The sequence below is a fragment of the Actinomycetospora succinea genome (assembly GCF_004363095.1).
In the GTDB taxonomy this organism is placed as follows: Bacteria; Actinomycetota; Actinomycetes; order Mycobacteriales; family Pseudonocardiaceae; genus Actinomycetospora; species Actinomycetospora succinea.
This window is the reverse complement of record NZ_SNYO01000003.1, coordinates 577,007-595,132: the sequence shown is the minus strand read 5'-3', so window position 1 is coordinate 595,132 and position 18,126 is coordinate 577,007. Positions and strand designations below refer to the sequence as shown.

13 protein-coding genes are annotated in these 18,126 nt (G+C 76.5%); 7 read left to right on the top strand and 6 right to left on the bottom strand.

The window, feature by feature from the left end; translation table 11 throughout:
- Positions 1 to 17 precede the first annotated feature (17 nt).
- Together EV188_RS32595 and EV188_RS14065 are read left to right on the top strand one after the other, a co-directional pair.
- The gene (locus tag EV188_RS32595; RefSeq protein WP_243741682.1) at positions 18 to 1,934 is read left to right on the top strand and encodes a sensor histidine kinase; all 1,917 of its coding nucleotides are present in this window, start codon (positions 18 to 20) and stop codon (positions 1,932 to 1,934) included.
- The gene (locus tag EV188_RS14065; RefSeq protein WP_133827121.1) at positions 1,931 to 2,572 is read left to right on the top strand and encodes a response regulator transcription factor; all 642 of its coding nucleotides are present in this window, start codon (positions 1,931 to 1,933) and stop codon (positions 2,570 to 2,572) included. Before EV188_RS32595 ends, EV188_RS14065 begins: the two co-directional genes overlap by 4 nt.
- 71 nt (positions 2,573 to 2,643) lie before the next feature.
- Here the strand turns inward: EV188_RS14065 and EV188_RS14060 are convergent, their stop codons facing one another.
- The 5 genes from EV188_RS14060 to EV188_RS14040 all read right to left on the bottom strand — a co-directional run bounded on the left by EV188_RS14060 (position 2,644) and on the right by EV188_RS14040 (position 9,627).
- On the bottom strand, positions 2,644 to 3,135 hold the full coding sequence (locus tag EV188_RS14060; RefSeq protein ID WP_133826862.1) for a hypothetical protein: 492 nt from the start codon (positions 3,133 to 3,135) through the stop codon (positions 2,644 to 2,646).
- A 147-nt stretch (positions 3,136 to 3,282) separates the two neighbouring features.
- On the bottom strand, positions 3,283 to 6,969 hold the full coding sequence (locus tag EV188_RS14055; protein ID WP_133826861.1) for an ATP-binding protein: 3,687 nt from the start codon (positions 6,967 to 6,969) through the stop codon (positions 3,283 to 3,285).
- Complete coding sequence (locus EV188_RS14050) at positions 6,966 to 8,303, bottom strand: sensor histidine kinase (protein WP_133826860.1); 1,338 nt, start codon at positions 8,301 to 8,303, stop codon at positions 6,966 to 6,968. Before EV188_RS14050 ends, EV188_RS14055 begins: the two co-directional genes overlap by 4 nt.
- Positions 8,304 to 8,356: 53 nt before the next feature.
- On the bottom strand, positions 8,357 to 9,022 hold the full coding sequence (locus EV188_RS14045; protein WP_133826859.1) for a response regulator transcription factor: 666 nt from the start codon (positions 9,020 to 9,022) through the stop codon (positions 8,357 to 8,359).
- Positions 9,013 to 9,627 carry a sensor histidine kinase gene (locus tag EV188_RS14040; RefSeq protein ID WP_166659877.1) on the bottom strand — a complete coding sequence of 205 codons (615 nt, stop codon included), beginning with the start codon at positions 9,625 to 9,627 and terminating at the stop codon, positions 9,013 to 9,015. Before EV188_RS14040 ends, EV188_RS14045 begins: the two co-directional genes overlap by 10 nt.
- Before the next feature lie 197 nt (positions 9,628 to 9,824).
- On the opposite strand from EV188_RS14040, the gene EV188_RS14035 reads away from it, so the two are divergent.
- The 5 genes from EV188_RS14035 to EV188_RS14015 all read left to right on the top strand — a co-directional run bounded on the left by EV188_RS14035 (position 9,825) and on the right by EV188_RS14015 (position 17,265).
- Positions 9,825 to 12,413 (top strand): Hsp70 family protein, encoded by a 2,589-nt coding sequence (locus tag EV188_RS14035; protein WP_133826857.1) that lies wholly within the window; start codon positions 9,825 to 9,827, stop codon positions 12,411 to 12,413.
- A 116-nt stretch (positions 12,414 to 12,529) separates the two neighbouring features.
- Entirely contained in the window at positions 12,530 to 13,720 is a 1,191-nt protein-coding gene (locus EV188_RS14030; RefSeq protein ID WP_133826856.1) for an ATP-binding protein, read from the top strand.
- Positions 13,721 to 13,952: 232 nt separating this feature from the next.
- Entirely contained in the window at positions 13,953 to 14,282 is a 330-nt protein-coding gene (locus EV188_RS14025; RefSeq protein ID WP_133826855.1) for a GroES family chaperonin, read from the top strand.
- Positions 14,279 to 16,372 carry a VanW family protein gene (locus EV188_RS14020; protein WP_243741681.1) on the top strand — a complete coding sequence of 698 codons (2,094 nt, stop codon included), beginning with the start codon at positions 14,279 to 14,281 and terminating at the stop codon, positions 16,370 to 16,372. The genes EV188_RS14025 and EV188_RS14020 overlap by 4 nt, the downstream gene beginning before the upstream one ends.
- Complete coding sequence (locus EV188_RS14015) at positions 16,369 to 17,265, top strand: DUF1206 domain-containing protein (protein ID WP_166659876.1); 897 nt, start codon at positions 16,369 to 16,371, stop codon at positions 17,263 to 17,265. The genes EV188_RS14020 and EV188_RS14015 overlap by 4 nt, the downstream gene beginning before the upstream one ends.
- Here the strand turns inward: EV188_RS14015 and EV188_RS14010 are convergent.
- Positions 17,231 to 18,124 (bottom strand): DUF72 domain-containing protein, encoded by an 894-nt coding sequence (locus tag EV188_RS14010; RefSeq protein ID WP_133826853.1) that lies wholly within the window; start codon positions 18,122 to 18,124, stop codon positions 17,231 to 17,233. The genes EV188_RS14015 and EV188_RS14010 overlap by 35 nt on opposite strands.
- Positions 18,125 to 18,126 lie beyond the last annotated feature (2 nt).

The following is an 18,126-nucleotide window of genomic DNA, read 5'->3' as shown; positions in this document are numbered from 1 at the left end:
CGGCGATGCTGATCGACGTGCCCGCCGACCCCGTGACCCGCCGCTGGCCGTGGGCCGTCGCCGGGCTCGCGGCCGCGCTCGTCGTGATCGGGATCCCGCTGGCCGTCGCCAACGCCGCGGAGCACGGCGTCGCGGGGGTCTACGTGGTGGACGCCGTCATCGGCGGGCTGGTCCCCGTCGCCGGCGCGCTGGTCCTGACCCGCGCGCCGCGCCACCGGGTGGGGCTGGTGCTGCTGTCGACCGCCGGGCTCGCGGTGAGCTTCGTGCTCGCGGAGTGGGCCGGGCACGTCGGCCCGACGGTGCCGGCGTCCTGGGCGCGCTGGATCAGCGAGATCACGTGGGTGCCGTTCCTCGCGATCCCCACGCTGCTGCCGCTGTGGTTCCCGACCGGCCGGGTGCCGTCGCGACGGTGGCGCCCGCTCCAGGCGCTGGTGCTGACGCTGCTCGGCGCGCTGGTCGTGGTCGGGGTCCTGCAGTCGCGGCTCGAGGACGGGACGGCGTCCCCGCTGGGTCTCGGGCTCCCCGTCGACGGGGCCACCGCGGTGCTCACGCTCGCCACCCTCGTCAGCGCGCTCGCCTGCCTCGCGTCCGCGGTCGTCCGGTACCGGGGAGCGCCGCGCGCCGACCGGCGGTCGCTGCGGCGGTTCGTCGTCGCGGTCGCGCTCCTCGTGGTGCTGGTGTTCCTGCCCGGCGTCCCGATCGTGGTCGGTGACCTGCTCATGGGGATCGGGGTGGTGATCGTCGCCGGCACGGTGGCCGCCGCGGTCCTCGACGGCCTGCCGGGCCTCGACGTCGCCGTCGACCGGACCGTCGTCGCCGGCCTCGCCGCCGCGACGTGCTCGGTGCTCTACGTCGTCGTGGTGGCCGCGGCCGGGGCGTGGGTGCCGGACGCGGCGGGCTTCCTCGGGGTGGCCGCGGTGGCCGTCGCCTTCGCCCCGCTGCGCGAGGTCGCCGCCCGCGGGGTGCGGCGCTTCGTCCACGGTCCGGCGGCCGAGCCGCTGACCGCGCTGGCCTCGGTCACCGCGCGCCTCGACGGGCCGCTGGCGGGCGCGGCCGAGGCCGTCCGGGCGGGCGCGGCGCTCGACGGCGTCGCGGTGCTCGACCGGGAGGGGATCGAGCTCGCCCGCGCCGGCACGCCGCCCGCGCCGGGCGCCGGCACCGCGATCCCGATGGTGGTCGCCGGCGCGACCGTCGGCACCCTGCGCGTCACCGGCGACCGGTCCGCCGACCCCCTGCTCACGGCGTTCGCCCGCACGCTGGGCGCGACGCTGCACGCGTCCGCGCTGGTCGACGAGCTGCAGGCGGCGCGCGAGGGTCTGGTGCTCGCGGCCGAGGAGGAGCGCCGGCGCCTGCACCACGACCTGCACGACGGCCTCGGCCCCGTCCTCGCCCACGCCGTGCTGGGGCTAGACGGCGTGCGCGTCGCCGCCGACCCGGCGGTCGCCGCCGAGCTCGACGCGGTGAAGGCCGGCCTCCGGGCGGCGATCGCCGACCTGCGCCACCTCGTGCACGGGCTGCGGCCACCGGCGCTCGACGAGCTCGGCCTGGCCGGGGCGCTCGCCGAGCACGCACGGCGCGCGGCCGGGCCCCGGGTGGTCCTCGACCTCGACGAGGTGCCCGCGGACCTGCCGGCCGCGGTGGAGGTGGCGACCTACCGCATCGTCTGCGAGGCCCTCGCCAACGCGGCCCGGCACGCGGGCGCGTCCCGCTGCGACGTGACGATCGCGGCGACGGGCGGCGAGCTCGCCGTCGAGGTGCGCGACGACGGCGTGGGCTTCGAGGCCGCCGCGGGCGAGGGCGTCGGGCTCGGGTCGATCCGGCGGCGCGCGGCCGAGCTGGGCGGCACGACGCGCCTGACGTCCGTCGAGGGCGGGGGCGCCCGGGTGGCGGTGCGCATCCCGCTGCGGGAGCCGGTCGCGGAGCCGGCGCCGTGAGAGAGCTCCGGCTCGTGCTCGTCGACGACCACCCGCTCTACCGGTCGGGCCTGCGCGCCATGACCGAGCGCACCGCGGGCCTGGCGTGCGTGGGGGAGGCGTCGTCGGGCGAGGACGCGCTCGCGCTGCTGGCGGGCACGGCGTGCGACGTCGTCCTCATGGACCTGCGGATGCCGGGCATGGGCGGCGTGGAGGCGACGCGGCAGATCGCGGCGGGGGAGGCGCCGCCGGCCGTGCTCGTGCTGACGATGGTGGAGGACGACGAGGCGGTGCTCGCGGCCCTGCGGGCCGGCGCGCGCGGTTACGTGCTCAAGGGCGCCGACAGCGACGAGCTGTCCGCGGCGGTGTCCGTCGTCGCCCACGGCGGCCTGGCCGTCGGGACCGCGGCCGCCGCCGGGCTCGTCGCCCGCCTCGACGACGACCGTGGCCCCGCGGCGCCGTTCCCGGACCTCACGACCCAGGAGCGACGCGTCCTGGCCCTGCTCGCGAAGGGCCGCTCGACCGCGGGCATCGCCGCCGAGCTCAGCCTGAGCAGCAAGACCGTGCGCAACTACCTCTCGAGCACCTACGCGAAGCTCGCCGTGACCGACCGCTTCGCGGCGATCGCCCGCGCCCGCGAGCACGGTCTGGGGCGCTGAGCGCATCCCGGGACGGCGCGGACGTCACCCTCGCGGCGTCGGGGGCAGCGAGGGTGACGTCCGCTCACGCCTCAGCGCCGGGTGGGCTTCCGGTGCCCGCGGGCGAGGGCGCGCTCGACGGCCGGGGAGAGCGGGCGCGTGGGGCGCGGGGGCAGCTCCGGGGTCGCGTCGGCGGCGTCCTGCACGGGCTCGTCCGGTCCGATCGGGCCGGCCGGGGCCTGGATCTCGATCCAGCCGGGCGCCAGCTGGGTGAACCGCACGTTCTCGACGCCGAGCGCGTTCGCCATGTGCCGTCCGGCGCTCGTGGCGTCCTCCCAGATCTGCGCGGGGCGCAGGCGGATCGTGAAGCGCAGCGGCGGGCCGAGGTGGACCGCGGTGACGTCGGGGACGGCCCACACGGTCCCGGTCGGCGAGAGGATCTTCTCGCCGAGCCCGCCGCGGACGGCGGCGGCGCGCCACAGGGTGCGGACCTCGTGCTCGCGGAAGTGGATGTCGGCCCACTCCTGGTCCCGGCGGCGGCCGCGCGACCACGGCGTGGGCACGGCGGTGGCGATGATCGACATGGTGGCCTCCCGACTCCGGCGGACCGTCTGATCGGCGTGTTCGCGCTGGTCGGAAGCCTGCGCCGGTGAGAGCCAGGTCACGATGGAGTGCGCCCCCGACCGGTGGGGGCCGGCCCCCGCGCCGCGGCGGGGGAGAACCCCCGGGCCTCAGCGCCCGAGCCGGGCCCGGAGCTCGTCGCAGGTCCGCAGCGCGGCCTCGGACGCGATCCGCAGCCCGTGCGTCGACGCCGGGTGGGCGAGGCGGAGCTGCCAGGACCGCCGTTCGGTCTCGAGCGCCTCGGCCAGGGTCGTGTGGTCGGCGTCCGGGGCGAGGCCCAGGCGGAGGTGGGGTGCGTCCCCGTCGCCGCCCCAGAGCCGTTCGGCGCGGTCCAGGTCGGGCGGGGACAGGCTCGGTGGGCGGGCCAGGAGCTCGACCTCGACGAGCGCGTGGTTCCCGACCCGCAGGCCCTCGAGGCGGTAGCGCAGCCGGTCGGTCCGCGGGTCGCGCGGGCTCGCGCGCAGGAACACGTCCAGCGCCTCGACCGCGGTCCGGGCGCGCAGGACGTCGGAGCGCGCGACCAGACGCCGGTCGACCGCGGCCGCCGACCACTGCGGCGTCCCCGCCGCCACGCGGGCGTGGGGCAGCGGGGGTCGGGGACCCGGCCCGCCGACGTCGGTGAGCACGACGACGCCGTCCGGGCGGGCGTCGTCGACCACCACCGTGCCGCGGGCCAGGTGCTCGCCGAGCACCGCGCGCAGCGTCGCGGCGGGCGCGGGCCCGACGCCCGCGCGCACGGCCAGGCGCAGCGCGCCCTCGAGGCGGGTGCGGATCTCGGCGATCCGCGCCGCCTGCGGGCCGCCGGGCCAGGTGGTGCGTGCCTCGCCGAGTATCTCGCGCACCCGGTCGAGCAGGATCCGCCCGGCGTGCGGGGGGACGCTCACCGGGACCGTCCGGGACGACTCCCGGGGACTCGGCACGACGGCGAAGGGCGTGAGCGCGGTGACCGGCTCGCGACGCGGTTCCGGGGCGCGCGGGATCGGGCTCGGGGCGCCGTCGGAGGCGGGCGGCGCGCCGGAGTCGCCGGGTCCCGCGTCGGGCTCGTCCTCGGCGGCGTCGGCGGGCTCGTCCTCGCCGGAGTCCTCGGGCTCGTCGGCGGCGGAGTCCTCGGGCTTGTCCTCGCCGGGGTCCGGCTCCGCGACCTCCGGTGCGGTCGCCGCGTCCGGCTCCGCCGCGGCGTCCGGCTCCGCCACGTCGTCCGGCTCCGCCGCGGCATCCGGCTCCGCCACGGCATCCGGCTCCGCCACGTCGTCCGGCTCCGCGACGTCGTCCCGATCGGGCTCGTCAGCACCCGGCGTGAGGACCCTCGCCGTCACGGCCGTGCTGGGGGACGGTCCTGCGAGGTCCGCGACGACCACGGCGTCCGTCCCGGCGGGCGCGTGCTCCGGCGTGATCGGGACCGTCGGGCCCGTCGCACCGGGGGGCGGGGGCGGCGACGGCGGGCGGCGGACCGGCGCCGTCGTCGAGGGCGGCCGGTCGGTCAGCCCGGTGAGGGTGAGCGTGCGGCGGTCGAGCAGCGAGGGCCCGACGTCGCCGGCGTCGGCCTCGGACAGCGGTTCGACCGGGGCCGCGGGCGCCGGCTCGTCCGGTGCGGGCGCCACCGGGACGTGGCCCTCGACCGTCGTGCCCTTCCCCGGCGCGGAATCGAGTGCGATGCCGCCGCCCGCGCGGACGATCCGCGCGCTGAGGTTGCGCATCCCCTTGCCCGCCGCGTCGCCGAGGACCGCCGGGTCGAAGCCGGGGCCGTCGTCGCGCACCACGAACCGCAGCTGCGCGCCGGAGGCGGACGTCGACTCGCTGACGCGCACGGTCACGGTGGCGCCGGGCGCGTGCTTGCGGGCGTTGTTCACCGCCTCGAGGCAGCAGAAGTACACGGCGGCCTCGACGTCGGTGTCGAAGCGGCGGCCCTCGGCGAGCTCGGAGGACAGGGTGACCGGGGGGTGCACGCCGAGGAAGTCCGCGGCGAGCGCCGGCACGATGCCGCGCTCGGAGAGCACCAGCGAGGACACGCCGGTGGCGGTCTCGGCGAGCCTCGACTCAGCGGTCGCGATCCGCTCGAGCGCGTCGGCGAGACGCTCGCGCGCCGTCTCGACACGACCGGCCCGCACGTGGTGCTCGACGAGGCCGAGGCCCAGCCGCAGCGACACGAGGTGGTGCTGGGCGCCGTCGTGCAGGTCGCGCTCGATGGCGCGGCGCTCGTGGTCCATCTCGGCGACGACCTCGCGCCGCGAGGCCGCGATGTGCTCGGCGTGGGCGCGGGCGGCGCGCAGCTGGCGCTCGAGGTCGATCCCGAGCCTGCTCGCCTCGAGGACCGGGGTGAGGCTGTCGGCGATGTCGCCGAGCAGCCGGCGGCGTTCGGCGTCGAGCCCCGCGCCGGCGCCGCGGTCGACCGCCAGCGTGCCGATCCGCTCGTCGCCGCGGCGCACGACCACCTCGACCCCCTCGTCGCCGTCGGACTCGCCGCCCGCGGCGGCCCAGCGGTAGGTGCGGTCGCGCAGTCCGGGGCGGGTGACGGTCAGCCGGCACCAGCGGGCCCCGAGCCCGGCGCCGACGGCCTCGGCGATCGCGGCGACGTCGGGGCCCTCCTCGTCGCCCGGGCCGGTCAGCGCGACGATCCCGGCCAGCGCGCTGTACGGGGTGGGCCGGCGCCCGTAGAGGAGCTGGTCGACCGTGCGCTCGATGCGCTCGGAGAGCACGGGGTAGAGCGCGGCGCCGACGAGGATCGCGACCACCAGGGCCGGCACGCTGCCGAGGACCCCCGCGAGCGCGGCCTCGGTGATCACGACCGTGCCGCCGGCGAGGACGACGAGCACCGCGAGGGCCAGGCCGCGTCCGAAGCGCCGCTCCGCGGACCACAGGCGCGGCCGGTCGGCGGCGACGAGCACGGCGAGCGCGATCGCGACCGAGGCGAGGCGCGAGGCCCAGAACAGGGGCCCGGTCGGCGCGTGGGTGCCGTGCGCCGTGGGGTCGACCAGCTCGAGCCCCGGGCGCCCGACCAGCAGCAGGACGACGGTCATGACCCCGAGGACCGCCATGGTGACGACCGCCGCGAGGAGCACGCTGACCACGAGCCGGACCTGCGTGCGCTGCTCGGAGCCCAGGCGCCCCGACCGTTGCCGGTGGGTCAGCGCGACCAGGCCGGCCCCGGGCACGACCGCGCCGAAGAACAGCACGCAGCTCACCGTGTGGGGGAGCAGCGCCGTCCCGAACCCGACCACGAGCAGCCCGACCGACCCGGCGGCGACCACGAGACGCCCGGTGGTGGTGCGCATGTCGACGCCGGGGCGGCCGGTGGGGTGCAGGAGCAGCGCGACGACGTAGGCGAGGCAGGCGACGGCGTGCAGGACGACCTGGTGCACGCCGCCGATCTCGATCCCGGCCGCGGAGCGCGCCGCGGCCGCCGCGGCGTGCGCCTGCAGGTTGAACGCGCCCGCCGACCCGACCAGCGCGATGACCAGCCACCGCGCCACCCACCACCGCGGTGCGCGGCGCATCAGGGCGACGGCCAGCACGATCGCCGCGACGGACAGCGCGTAGTCGACGAGCGCCTGCCCGGCGGGCTCGCTGCGGGCGGCGGCGTCGGCGATCGCCCGCGACCAGGTCCCCGCGTCGGCGGCGGGGTCGGCCAGGCCGGGGACCCAGGCGGCCAGGGCGATGACCGCGCCGAGGCCCAGCCAGACGAACGAGAACAGCGACGTGAGGGTGAGCAGCAGCGCCCACCCGAGCGTCGCGGGGTGCGGTCCGCGCGCGCGGGCGACGGCGGGGACCGGCTCCGCCGGCGCGGCCGTGGCGGTCATCCGCGCTCCTCCGGAGAGGACTCCACCACCGGCTCCAGGTCGTCGGGCACCGAGGCCACCATCCGCACGCGGCCGTGGTCACGTTCCACGTGGAGCCGGCCACCGAGGGCGGCCAGGCGGTCGGCGTCCTCGGACACCGCCGCCCGCAGCGCGTCGACCGTCCCGGTGCCGCCGTCGACGACCGCGCCCACCTGCACCGCGAGCTGCCCGCCCTCGTGGGTCACGAGGGCCTCGACCGGGCCCTCGCCCTCGACGCCGGCGAGGTGGGTCAGCGCGGCCGCGGCCACGTAGTAGAGGCCGGACTCCACCTCCCAGGCCAGGCGCTCCTGGAGCCTGCCGACCACCGTGGTCGCGCGGGGCAGGTCGGCGGCCATCTCCTCGAGCGCGCCGACGGGTCCCTGCGCGGTGAGCACGGTCGGGTAGACGCCGCGCACGATCACCCGGAACCGGTCGATGAGGTCCTCGAGCCCCTCGAGCGCGCGGGTGAGCGCCGGGCCGGCGCCGTCCGGGTCGTCGGCGTCCAGCGCGGTCGCCGCCTCGTCGAGCGCCGCGCGCAGCGCCTCGAGCCGATCGGTGGTGACGTGCGCGAGCTCGGTGACCAGGCGGCGGCGCTCGGCGTCGCGCGCCCGGGTCAGCCGTCGGCGCGACTCGCTGAGCTCGCGGCCCAGGTCGTCGGCCCGCTGCACCCGCGCCGTCAGCCGGGCGTTGAGACGCGCGGCGCGCACGAGCAGCCCCGCCCCGGCCGCGACGTCCCGCACGAGGCGGCGGTCGGCGGGCGTCACGGCCTGCCCGGGCTTCTCGAGGACCAGCACGGCGCGCAGCGCGTCGCCGTTGCGCACGGGCACCGCGTGGTCGACCTCCGGGCGCGCGAGCAGCGCCGCGAGGTCGGGCACGAGCACCTCGGGGCGGGCCGGGTCCGCCTCGGCGGGGACCAGGCCGTGGTCGAGCGCGAGCCAGATCGACGCCCGCCGCGCGCGGGTGCCGTCGGCGAGCACCTGCGCGAGCCCGGCCAGCGCCGCCTCCAGCGACTCGGCCCCCGTCCGCGCGCCGGCCGCCGCGAGCGCCGCGTACGGCGAGGTCGGGCGCGGGTCGAGGCGGGTGGCGACGCGCTCGAGGGCGGGCCCGGCGAGGCGCAGGACGACGACGGCCAGGGCGGCCCCGAGGAAGGGCGACCACACCGCGGCCCCGTCGGGCGGCGTGAGCGCCGACGCCACGGCGACGACCGCCCCCAGCACGACGACGACCACGCCCGCGGTGATGAGCGGGCGCACCCAGTGGACGCGCAGGGGCGCCGTGCCCACCGTGGCGGTGCTCGTCGTGCTGTCGCTGCTCACCCGCCCTCCCCTCCGGCGCGAGGCTAGGGCGCCCGGGGGCCCGGAACCAGGCGTCAGCCGTCCTCGCGCTGCGAACGCAGGTAGGTGAGGACGGCGAGGACCCGCCGGTGGTGCGCGGCCGTGTCGGCCTGGAGCCCGAGCTTGTCGAAGATGTTCGCGATGTGCTTCTCGACCGCCTTCGGCGTGACGAACAGCTGGCCCGCGATCCCGTTGTTGGACCGGCCCTCGGCCATCAGCCGCAGCACGTCGATCTCGCGCTCGGACAGGGCCGAGATCAGGCCCTTCTTGTCACCCTGGGGCTTCTCCACCAGCCGCTTGGCGAGCACGGGCTCGATGACGATCTCGCCGCCCTCGATGCGCTCGAGGGTGTCGGACAGGACGTCGACGCTGCCGACCTTCTCCTTGAGCCGGTAGCCGACGCGCTCGGTGCCGATCCCGAGGATCCGCATGAGGTAGTGCGACTCGGCGTAGTGCGAGAGGAACAGCAGCCCGATGTCCGGGTGCAGCGCACGCAGGCGCTCGGCGGCGGTGAGGCCGCCGTCGGGCTCGGGGGGCATGCGGATGTCCAGGATCGCCACGTCCACCGGCTCGGTGGCGAGCAACCGGACGATCGCGTCGCCGTCGGCCACCGAGCCGACGATCTCGTGGCCGGCGGCCTCGAGCAGCATCTGGAGGCCCTCGCGAAAGAGGGCGCCGTCCTCGGCCAGGGCTACGCGCACGGGATCCTCGCCGTCACGGACCCCGAGGGCCCCACGTCGGCGCGCCCGCCCAGCGAGCGCGCGGTCTCCTGCAGGCGCCCGGTGGCGCCCGGCTCCAGTCCGGTCACCGCGAGGACGAGCTCGTCGCCCTCGCGGCTGATCGCCACCTCGACCGCGGGCGCGCCGACCGGCAGCGCGGCGAGGCACTCGGCGACCGCGAAGTACGTCGCGCCCTCGAGCGCGGGCCCGAAGCGCTCGGAGTTGTCGACGATCGCGATCGGGGCGTCGGTGTGCTCGGCGACCTGGCGCAGCGCCGGCCCGAGGCCCGCCTCGTCCAGGATCGGCGGGTAGAGCTTCCCCGCGAGGTTGCGCAGCTCCTCCAGGACGGCGTGCAGCTCGTCCTGGACGCCGGCGATGCCCTCGGCGAGCGCGGGGTCCTCGCAGCGGTGGCTCATCAGGCCCAGGCGCAGGGCGAGCGCCGAGAGCCGCAGCGCGGGCCCGTCGTGCAGCTCGCGCTCCAGGCGCATGCGCTGGTGCCAGGGGTCGTCGGCGCCGACGCCGACGGTCGAGCTCCGCTCCGCTCCGTCTCCACCGGAGAGGACCGCGGGGAGCGAGTCCGGTGTCATGACGTCATGGTCCGGGCACGGCGCGTAGGGCGGGAAGGGTGCCCACCCGAGGGCGGGGTGGGGTTTACCCCCCTTGCGCCCGGGCCGCGGCGACTGTCCGCAACGGCGCCGGACGCCTCCTCGATCCATCGGTGCAGCCACTCGGCTTTCCTCCCCGTGACAGTTACGATGCGTAGCAATATCGGGGGAGGCGGCCGATGTACAGCCTGGGTGTCGACATCGGGACGACGTTCGTCGCCGCGGCGATCGCGCGGGACGACCAGGTCGAGATGGTCAGCCTCGGCGACCGGTCGGTCGCGACGCCCTCGGTGGTCTACCTCCGCGAGGACGGCTCCCTGCTCACCGGCGACGCCGCCGCCCGCCGGGCCGTCAGCAACCCCGACCGCCAGGGCCGCGAGTTCAAGCGGCGCCTCGGCGACCCCACGCCGGTCATGCTCGGCGGGACGTCGCAGCCGGTCACCACGCTGCTCGCCGCCCTGCTGCGCGACGTCCTCACCAGCGTCACCGAGACCGAGGGCGGCAAGCCGGACCGGGTGGTGCTGACCCACCCGGCGAACTGGGGCCCGTTCCGCCGCGGCCTGTTCGAGGAGGTGCCGGCCCTCGCCGGGCTGGAGAACCCGCCGACCGTCACCGAGCCCGTCGCCGCCGCCGCGCACTACGCGTCCTCCCACGCGCTGCGCGACGGCGAGGTCATCGCCGTCTACGACCTCGGCGGCGGCACGTTCGACGCCACCGTGCTGCGCGCCCGCGACGGCGGCGTGGAGATCCTCGGGTCGCCCGAGGGGATCGAGCGCCTCGGGGGCGTCGACTTCGACGAGGCCGTCCTCGCCCACGTCAACCACGCCTCCGGCGGCGTGCTCGACGACCTCGACCTCCGCGACCCGACGACCAGCGTCGCCCTCGCACGCCTGCGCCAGGACTGCGTGCTCGCCAAGGAGGCGCTCTCGGTCGACACCGAGACCGTGGTCCCGGTGTTCCTGCCCGGGCGGCACTTCGACGTCACGATCACGCGCGCCGAGCTCGAGGACATGGTCCGCGCGCCGCTCGAGACCACGGTGACCGCGCTGGCCCGCACGCTGCGCTCCGCCCACGTCGAGGCCTCCGAGCTCAGCGCGGTCCTGCTCGTCGGCGGCTCCTCGCGCATCCCGCTCGTCGCCGAGATGGTGGCCGCGGAGATCGGGCGCCCGACCGTCGTCGACACCCACCCGAAGTACGCCGTGGCGCTGGGCGCAGCGATCCTGGCGGACGCGCTGCCCGAGTCCTCGGGGCGCCCGTACGCGCCGGCAGCCCGCACGTCGCCGCCGTCGGGGCCGATGCCGGTGGTCGGTCCGCCGTCGGGCGGCTTCCCCGCGGGCGGGGGTTACCGGCCCGACCAGCCGTACGTCCAGCAGGCGACGACCGCCGCACCCCCGGCCGGCCCGCCGCCGGCACCCCAGCAGCCGTCGCACCCGCCGGCCACCCCCACCGACGAGGGCCTGACCACGGCGTTCTCGCCCGGCGGCGCCGGCACGCGGCCCGCGGACGAGGCGGCCACGGTCGGCACGGGCGCCGGCCGCAGCCACTCCGGCCACTCCGGTGGCTCCGGCGGCACCCGTCCCCCGGGCCCCACCGGACCGGCCCGCGTCCCCGCCGAGGACGACGCCCCGACCGGCCCGATCGGGCCGGTCCCGCCGACCGGGCCGGCCGCCGCCACGAGTCCCCCGCCGCCCCCGCGACCCTCGGGAGCGCCGTCACGCCGGCGGATCCTGGCGGTCGTCGCCGGTGTGCTCGCCCTCGCGCTCGTCGTGGGGGCCGCCGTCGTCGGCTTCCGCGTGCTGGGCGCGAGCACCCCGCAGGAGGAGGCGGCCGACGCGCCGCCGCCGACCACCGTCGCCGCGAGCGTCCCGATCCCCACCCTCGGCGCGACGATCCCCGCGGGCCAGACCCCCGGGTACGCGCAGGTCTCCCCGAACGGCCGGCTCGTCTACGTCGCCAACCGGACCGCCGGCGTCGTCACGGTCGTCGACACCTCGGTGAACGCGGTGACCGCCACCATCGCGATCACGTCCGGGCCGCCGCAGTACCTGACGTTCTCGCCCGACGGGAAGCGGGTCTACGTCAGCGTCTTCGACGACGCCCGCACGATCGCCGCGGTCTCGGTGCTCGACACCACGACCAACCAGGTCGTCGCGACCATCCCCGTGCAGACCCGGCCGTTCGCCGCGGCGGTGTCGCCTGACGGCTCCCGGCTGTGGGTGCCCAACCACGACTCGGGGTCGATCTCGGTCATCGACACCGCGTCGAACACCCTGATCCGCGACGTGAAGGTGAAGCCGAACCCCCACTGGGTCGAGTTCTCCCGCGACGGCACGCGCGCCTACACGCCCAACCACGAGTCCAACCTGATCACCGTGCTCGACACCGCGACCTACGGCGTGATCGCGGAGGTCCCGGTCGGCACCAGCCCCCACAGCGTGGCGGTAAACCCGGTCCGCCCGCTGCTCGCCAACGTGAACTACGACAGCGACAACGTCACGGTGATCGACACGACCACGAACACGCTGGTCGCGACCATCCCGGTGGGCGACAACCCGCAGGAGATCACCTGGGCGCCCGACGGGCGGTTCGCCTACGTCGCGAACAACAAGAGCAACACCGTGTCGGTGATCGACGCGCAGACCCTGGCCGTCACCGCGACGCTGCCGACCCCGGCGGGCCCCAGCAGCGTGACCGTCACCCCCGACGGGCGCACCGGCTACGTCTCGACGATCCAGGGCGGCGTGCTCGCGGTGCTCAACCTGTCGTGAGGCCAGCACGCGACACGCCGATCGGGGTTTCTCGGGAGATATCGGGTGCGCGCTAGAGAGCCCCATACGCTCTGAGGGAGACGGAGCGCAGCGGAGCTCGACCCGAGAGGTTGGTCATGGACCCCGTGCGGAACCCGTACGCGCCCGGCGCCGGACAGCGGCCGCCGGAGCTCGCCGGACGCGACCGGGAGGTCGACGCCTTCGACGTCGTGCTCGAGCGGGTCGCGCGCGGCCGCCCGGAGCGCAGCCTCGTCCTCACCGGCCTGCGCGGGGTGGGCAAGACGGTGCTGCTCGGCGAGCTGCGCTCGATGGCCGTGCGGGCGGGGTGGGGCGCCGGCAAGCTCGAGGCCCGCCCGGACGCCGACCTGCGCCGGCCCCTGTCCGCCGCGCTGCACCGCGCGGTCCGCGACCTCGCGGTCCACCACCGCGCGCCCGACCGCGTCGAGGAGACGCTCGGCGTCCTCAAGGCGTTCGCGCTCAAGGCGACGCCGTCCGACGCCAAGATCAAGGACCGCTGGCAGCCCGGCATCGACGTGCCGGTGCAGAACGGGCGCGCCGACTCCGGCGACATCGAGATCGACCTCGTCGAGCTGTTCGGGGTGTGCGCCGAGCTCGCCGCCGACGTCGGGGTGGGCATCGCGCTGCTCATCGACGAGATGCAGGACCTGCGCGACGACGATGTCTCCGCGCTCTGCGCCGCCTGCCACGAGCTCTCGCAGTCGGGCGCCCCGCTGGTCGTCGTCGGCGCCGGCCTGCCGCACCTGCCCGCCGTGCTGAGCGCGTCGAAGTCGTACTCGGAGCGGCTCTTCCGCTACGCGATGATCGGGCAGCTGAACCGCGCCGACGCCGACCTCGCCCTGACCGTCCCCGCCAAGCGCGAGGACGCCGAGCTCACCGAGGCCGCGCTCGACGCGCTCTACGAGGTCTCGGGCGGCTACCCGTACTTCGTGCAGGCCTACGGCAAGGCGGCGTGGGACGCGGCCGTGCAGAGCCCGATCGACGCCGACGACGTCCGCATGGCCGCCCCGGAGGCGAGCGCCGAGCTGGCCGTCGGGTTCTTCGGCTCCCGCTACGAGCGCGCGACGCCCGCCGAGCGCGAGTACCTGCAGGGCATGGCCGAGCTCGGCGAGGGGCGCGACGAGCCGGTGCCCACCTCGAAGCTGGCCGCCCACCTCGGCCGCAAGCCCTCGTCGCTCTCGCCGGCGCGCGACAGCCTCCTGCGCAAGGGCCTGGTGTTCTCCGCCGAGCGCGGCTGGATCGCGTTCACCGTCCCGCACTTCGGGCGCTTCCTGCTCGGCCGCGACTGAGACCGGGCCGTCCGGCGCCGTACTACTCCGAACGTGTGAACTCGAAAAGCGCTGTTAACGCCGTCCACTCCGGGGACGAACTACCCGGCGAGCCCCGTGGCGCTGCCGGACCCCCGACCTGGCAGGGCCACGGGGCGTTCCACGTTCCGGGCCTTCTCCGGCCCGCACCGGCCCCGCTGCGCCACCCGGCCCTGCGCTCCGTCCGAATCCGGGCGCCCCGTACGATCCCGGCGTGTCGGATCCCAGGCTGGAGATCCAGATGCTCCACGACCGTGTCATGGTCGCCCCCGTCCAAGGCGAGGGCGAACGTCGCAGCAGTGGCGGCATCGTGATCCCCGCGACCGCCCAGCCCGCCAAGCGGCTGGTGTGGGGCGAGGTCTTCGGCACGGGGCAGCACGTCCGCAGCGTGGCGGTGGGCGACCGGGTGCTCTACGCGCAGGACGACCACTTCGAGGTCGACGTGACGGGGCGGACCTACGTCGTGCTCCGCGAGCGGGACCTGCACGCGGTCGCGAGCGAGACCAGCGAATCGAGCTCGAGCGGGACGGGGTTGTACCTGTGACGTCACCCGGGGGACGCACGCCCGAGGACACGGCCGTCGACACCGACGAGTCGGTCACCGAGCACGGGGCGCACACCGAGGCCCGCACCGAGCACGGGGCGCTCGACGAGCCGACGCGCGCCATGTCCGGCGACACGGTCGGCGCGCCGGGCAGCACGGTCGTCGGGCCACCGCTCGAGACCGACTCCTCCCCACACGGCGGCCCACACGGCGGCCCCCACGACGGCCCGGACGACGGCCCGGCGCACGCCGCCGCGACGACCGACCCGGACCGCACCGCGTGGATCCCCACGGTGCCCGGCGACGGCCCGCCCCCCGGTCCCGGCGCCCACGAGGCCTCGTCGGGCGGGGGCCGCCGGCGTCCCGTGCTGCTCGGCGCGGCCGTCGTCGGCCTGCTCGCCGTCCTCTACGTCGGCGACCTGCTCCTCTCGTCCACCGACGTGCCGCGCGGCGTCGCCGTCGCGGGCGTCGAGATCGGCGGCATGGGCAAGCCCGAGGCCGAGGAGGCGCTGCGCTCGCAGCTCTCCGGGCGCACCTCGGAGCCGGTGGCGCTGCAGGCCGGCACGGCGTCGGCCACCGTCGACCCCCGCGCCGCGGGCCTCGAGCTCGACGTCGAGGGCACCATCGCCCGCGCCGGCGAGCAGCCCTTCAACCCCTGGACGCGGCTGACCTCGCTGTTCGGCACCCGCGACGTCGCCCCGGTGACCCGCGTCAACGCCTTCGCGCTCGGCCAGGCGCTCGACGGCGTGCGCCCGCAGCTCGACCGCCCCGTCGCCGAGGGCACCGTGCGCTACGAGGGCCTCGAGCCCGTCGCCGTCCCCTCGGTGCCCGGCTCGGTCGTCGACGGCGCCACCGCGGGCCAGGCCGTCGTCGACCACTGGCTGGACCCGACGCCGGTCGCGCTGCCGGTCGCCGAGACCCCGGTGACGGTGACGCCCGAGGGCATCCAGCGCGCCATCGACGGCTTCGCCCGCCCCGCCGTGGCCGGCCCGCTGACCGTCGTCGGCGACGCGAAGAACGCCACGGTCACCACCCGCGCGATCACCTCGTTCGTCCGCTTCACCCCCGACGGCCGCGGCGGCCTCACGCCCGGCATCGACGAGCCGGCGGCGATCGCGGCGATCGAGCCGCAGCTGCGGACCACCGAGGCCGAGCCCCGCGACGCCACGCTCGCGTTCAACGGCGCCACGGCCGAGGTCGTGCCGGCCGTGGTCGGTCGCGAGATCGACTGGCCGCGGACGTTCTCCGGGGTCGTCGAGGCGCTCGGCCGCCCCGACGGCGAGGCCCCGCCGGTGTTCACCCCGCCGCCGACGGCGCCCGGCGCGGAGCCCGTGGCCCCGCCGCCCGCCACCGGGCGGGCCATCAACGCCGTCTACACGACCACCCCGCCGAAGGTGACCACCGAGTCGCTCGCCGCGCTGGGCCCGGCCGAGATGATCGGCGAGTTCACGACCCGGGGCTTCAAGCCCGACTCGGGCCAGAACATCAAGCGCGTCGCCGAGATCGTCAACGGTCAGGTCATCGCCCCGAACTCGGTGTTCAGCCTCAACGAGGCCTCGAGCCCCCGCAACGAGGCCAACGGCTTCGTCCCGGCCGGGATCATCGACGACGGCGCCCCGGGCCGCGGCGTCGGCGGCGGCGTCTCCCAGTTCGCCACGACGCTCTACAACGCCGGCTACTTCGCCGGGCTCCGCAACGTGGAGCACAAGGAGCACAGCTACTACATCACCCGCTACCCGGCGGGACGCGAGGCGACGGTCTTCGAGGGCTCGATCGACCTGCGCCTGGGCAACGACGGCCCCACCCCGATCTACATCCGGACGCAGTGGACGCCGTCGTCGATCACCGTGCAGCTCTACGGGATCAAGCGCTTCGAGGTGACGTCGGAGCCGGGGCCGCGCACCAACCAGACCCCGCCCGGCGTGCGTGACCTCGGGGGCAACCCGGAGTGCAAGGCCTCCCAGGGCTCCGAGGGCTTCACGATCACCGACACCCGGGTGCTGCGGAACCTGCAGACCGGCGAGGTCCGCCGCGAGCCGCGCACGGTCCGGTACGAGCCGCAGCCGACCGTCACCTGCAACGGCCGGTGAGCGCCTCCGCGGAGCACTCCTCGCAGGGTTCCTCGGGCGACGCCGTCTCCCGCGTCGTCGACGGCGCCCGCGACCGGCTCGGCGACGTCAGCCACGGCGACGGCGAGGGCGAGGCCCCGCACCGGGCCGTCGAGCTGCTCGGCCGCGTCGGGCTCGTCGGGTACGGCCTCGTGCACCTGCTGATCGGCGTGCTCGCCGTCCAGGTCGCGACGCAGGGCGGCGGCCAGGCCGACCAGCAGGGCGCGATCGCCACGCTCGCCGCGGAGCCCTTCGGGTTCGTCGCGATCATCGTCATCGTCGTCGGTCTCGTGGCCTTCGCGCTCTGGCAGGGCATCGCCGCCGTCAACGGCTTCCGCTGGGCCACCGGCTGGAGCCGCACCCAGCGCCGCATCGGGGCGGGCGGCAAGGCCCTCGGCGTCCTCGGTGTGGCCGTCGTCGGCGTCCAGCTGCTGGTCACGGGGTCCTCGGGCTCGAGCAGCGGCGGCTCCCAGCAGGCCACCGCGAGCCTGCTGACGCTGCCCGCGGGCCAGGTCCTCGTCGGGATCGTCGCGGTGATCGTGCTCGTCGTCGCCGGCGCGACCGCCTGGTCCGGGGTCACCGTCGACTTCGCCGAGGACCTCGACTGGTCCCGCATCCCCGCCCGGCTGCGCACGCCCGTGCGCTGGCTCGGGATCGCCGGCCACGTGCTGCGCGCCGTGGCGTTCGCGGTGATGGGCGTGCTGTTCGGCGTCGCGGCGATCCGCGCCGACCCGTCGTGGGCGAGCGGCCTCGACGGCGCGCTCAAGACCCTCGCCGGGCAGCCCTACGGCCCGCTGCTGCTCGTGGTCGTCGCACTGGGCTTCGTCGCGTTCGGCCTGTTCACGATCGTCGAGGCGCGGGCGCGCCGGATCTGACCCGCTCCCGCAGACCCATCGCGTCGAACGGCGCGTGCACCTTGATGTCGTTGTCGAAGTACACGACGACGTCGCGCCCGTCCGGGGCCGCGGGCGGCGGGTCGTCGGGCGCGACGGTGTCCTCCGAGGTCGGCGCGTCGCCCGCGGCCCAGGCGCGGATCAGCGCGGCCCAGCGGTCGAGGGAGCCGGCGGTGTAACCGCTGGCGTAGAGCTCGGTGTCGCCGTGCAGGCGCACGTAGACGAGGTCGGCGGTGACGTCGTCGAGGCGCGGGAACGTGCCCGCGGTGTCGGAGACGACGAGCGCGACCCCGTGCCGGCGCAGCTGCGCGACGAACCCGGGGTCGCGGTACGTCGCGTGCCGGACCTCCAGGGCGTGGCGCATGGGTCGATCATGCTCGGTCTCCGTGCAGGGCTCCGGGACCTTGTCGGTGTGCCCGGCGGCCATCGCCGCGGCCTCGCCGGTGGTGCGCGGCAGCAGGGCGAGGAAGTCCTCGATCCGCTCCGCGTCGTAGCCGAGCTGCGGCGGGAGCTGCCAGAGGACCGGCCCGAGCTTCGGCCCGAGGGCCAGCGGGCCGGACGCGAAGAAGTTGGCGAGCCCCTCCTCGACGCCGCGCAGCTTCTTCATGTGCGTGACGAAGCGCCCGCCCTTGACCGCGAACACGAAGTCGTCGGGCGTGCGCTCCGCCCACGTGCGGTAGCTCGAGGCGCGCTGGAGCAAGTAGAACGAGCCGTTGATCTCGACGGTGTCGAGGCGCTCGGCGAGGTAGGTCAGCTCACGACGCTGGACCAGGCCCTCCGGGTAGAACACCCGCCGCCAGGGCGGGTAGATCCACCCGGAGGTCCCGATCCGTACGGCCACGC

What these genes read in the sequence shown, in the direction of transcription:
- EV188_RS14060 (WP_133826862.1), bottom strand. Translation starts at nt 3,135, where the DNA reads ATGTCGATCATCGCCACCGCCGTGCCCACGCCGTGGTCGCGCGGCCGC.
- EV188_RS14035 (WP_133826857.1), top strand. Translation starts at nt 9,825, where the DNA reads ATGTACAGCCTGGGTGTCGACATCGGGACGACGTTCGTCGCCGCGGCG.
- EV188_RS14055 (WP_133826861.1), bottom strand. Translation starts at nt 6,969, where the DNA reads ATGACCGCCACGGCCGCGCCGGCGGAGCCGGTCCCCGCCGTCGCCCGC.
- EV188_RS14030 (WP_133826856.1), top strand. Translation starts at nt 12,530, where the DNA reads ATGGACCCCGTGCGGAACCCGTACGCGCCCGGCGCCGGACAGCGGCCG.
- EV188_RS14040 (WP_166659877.1), bottom strand. Translation starts at nt 9,627, where the DNA reads ATGACACCGGACTCGCTCCCCGCGGTCCTCTCCGGTGGAGACGGAGCG.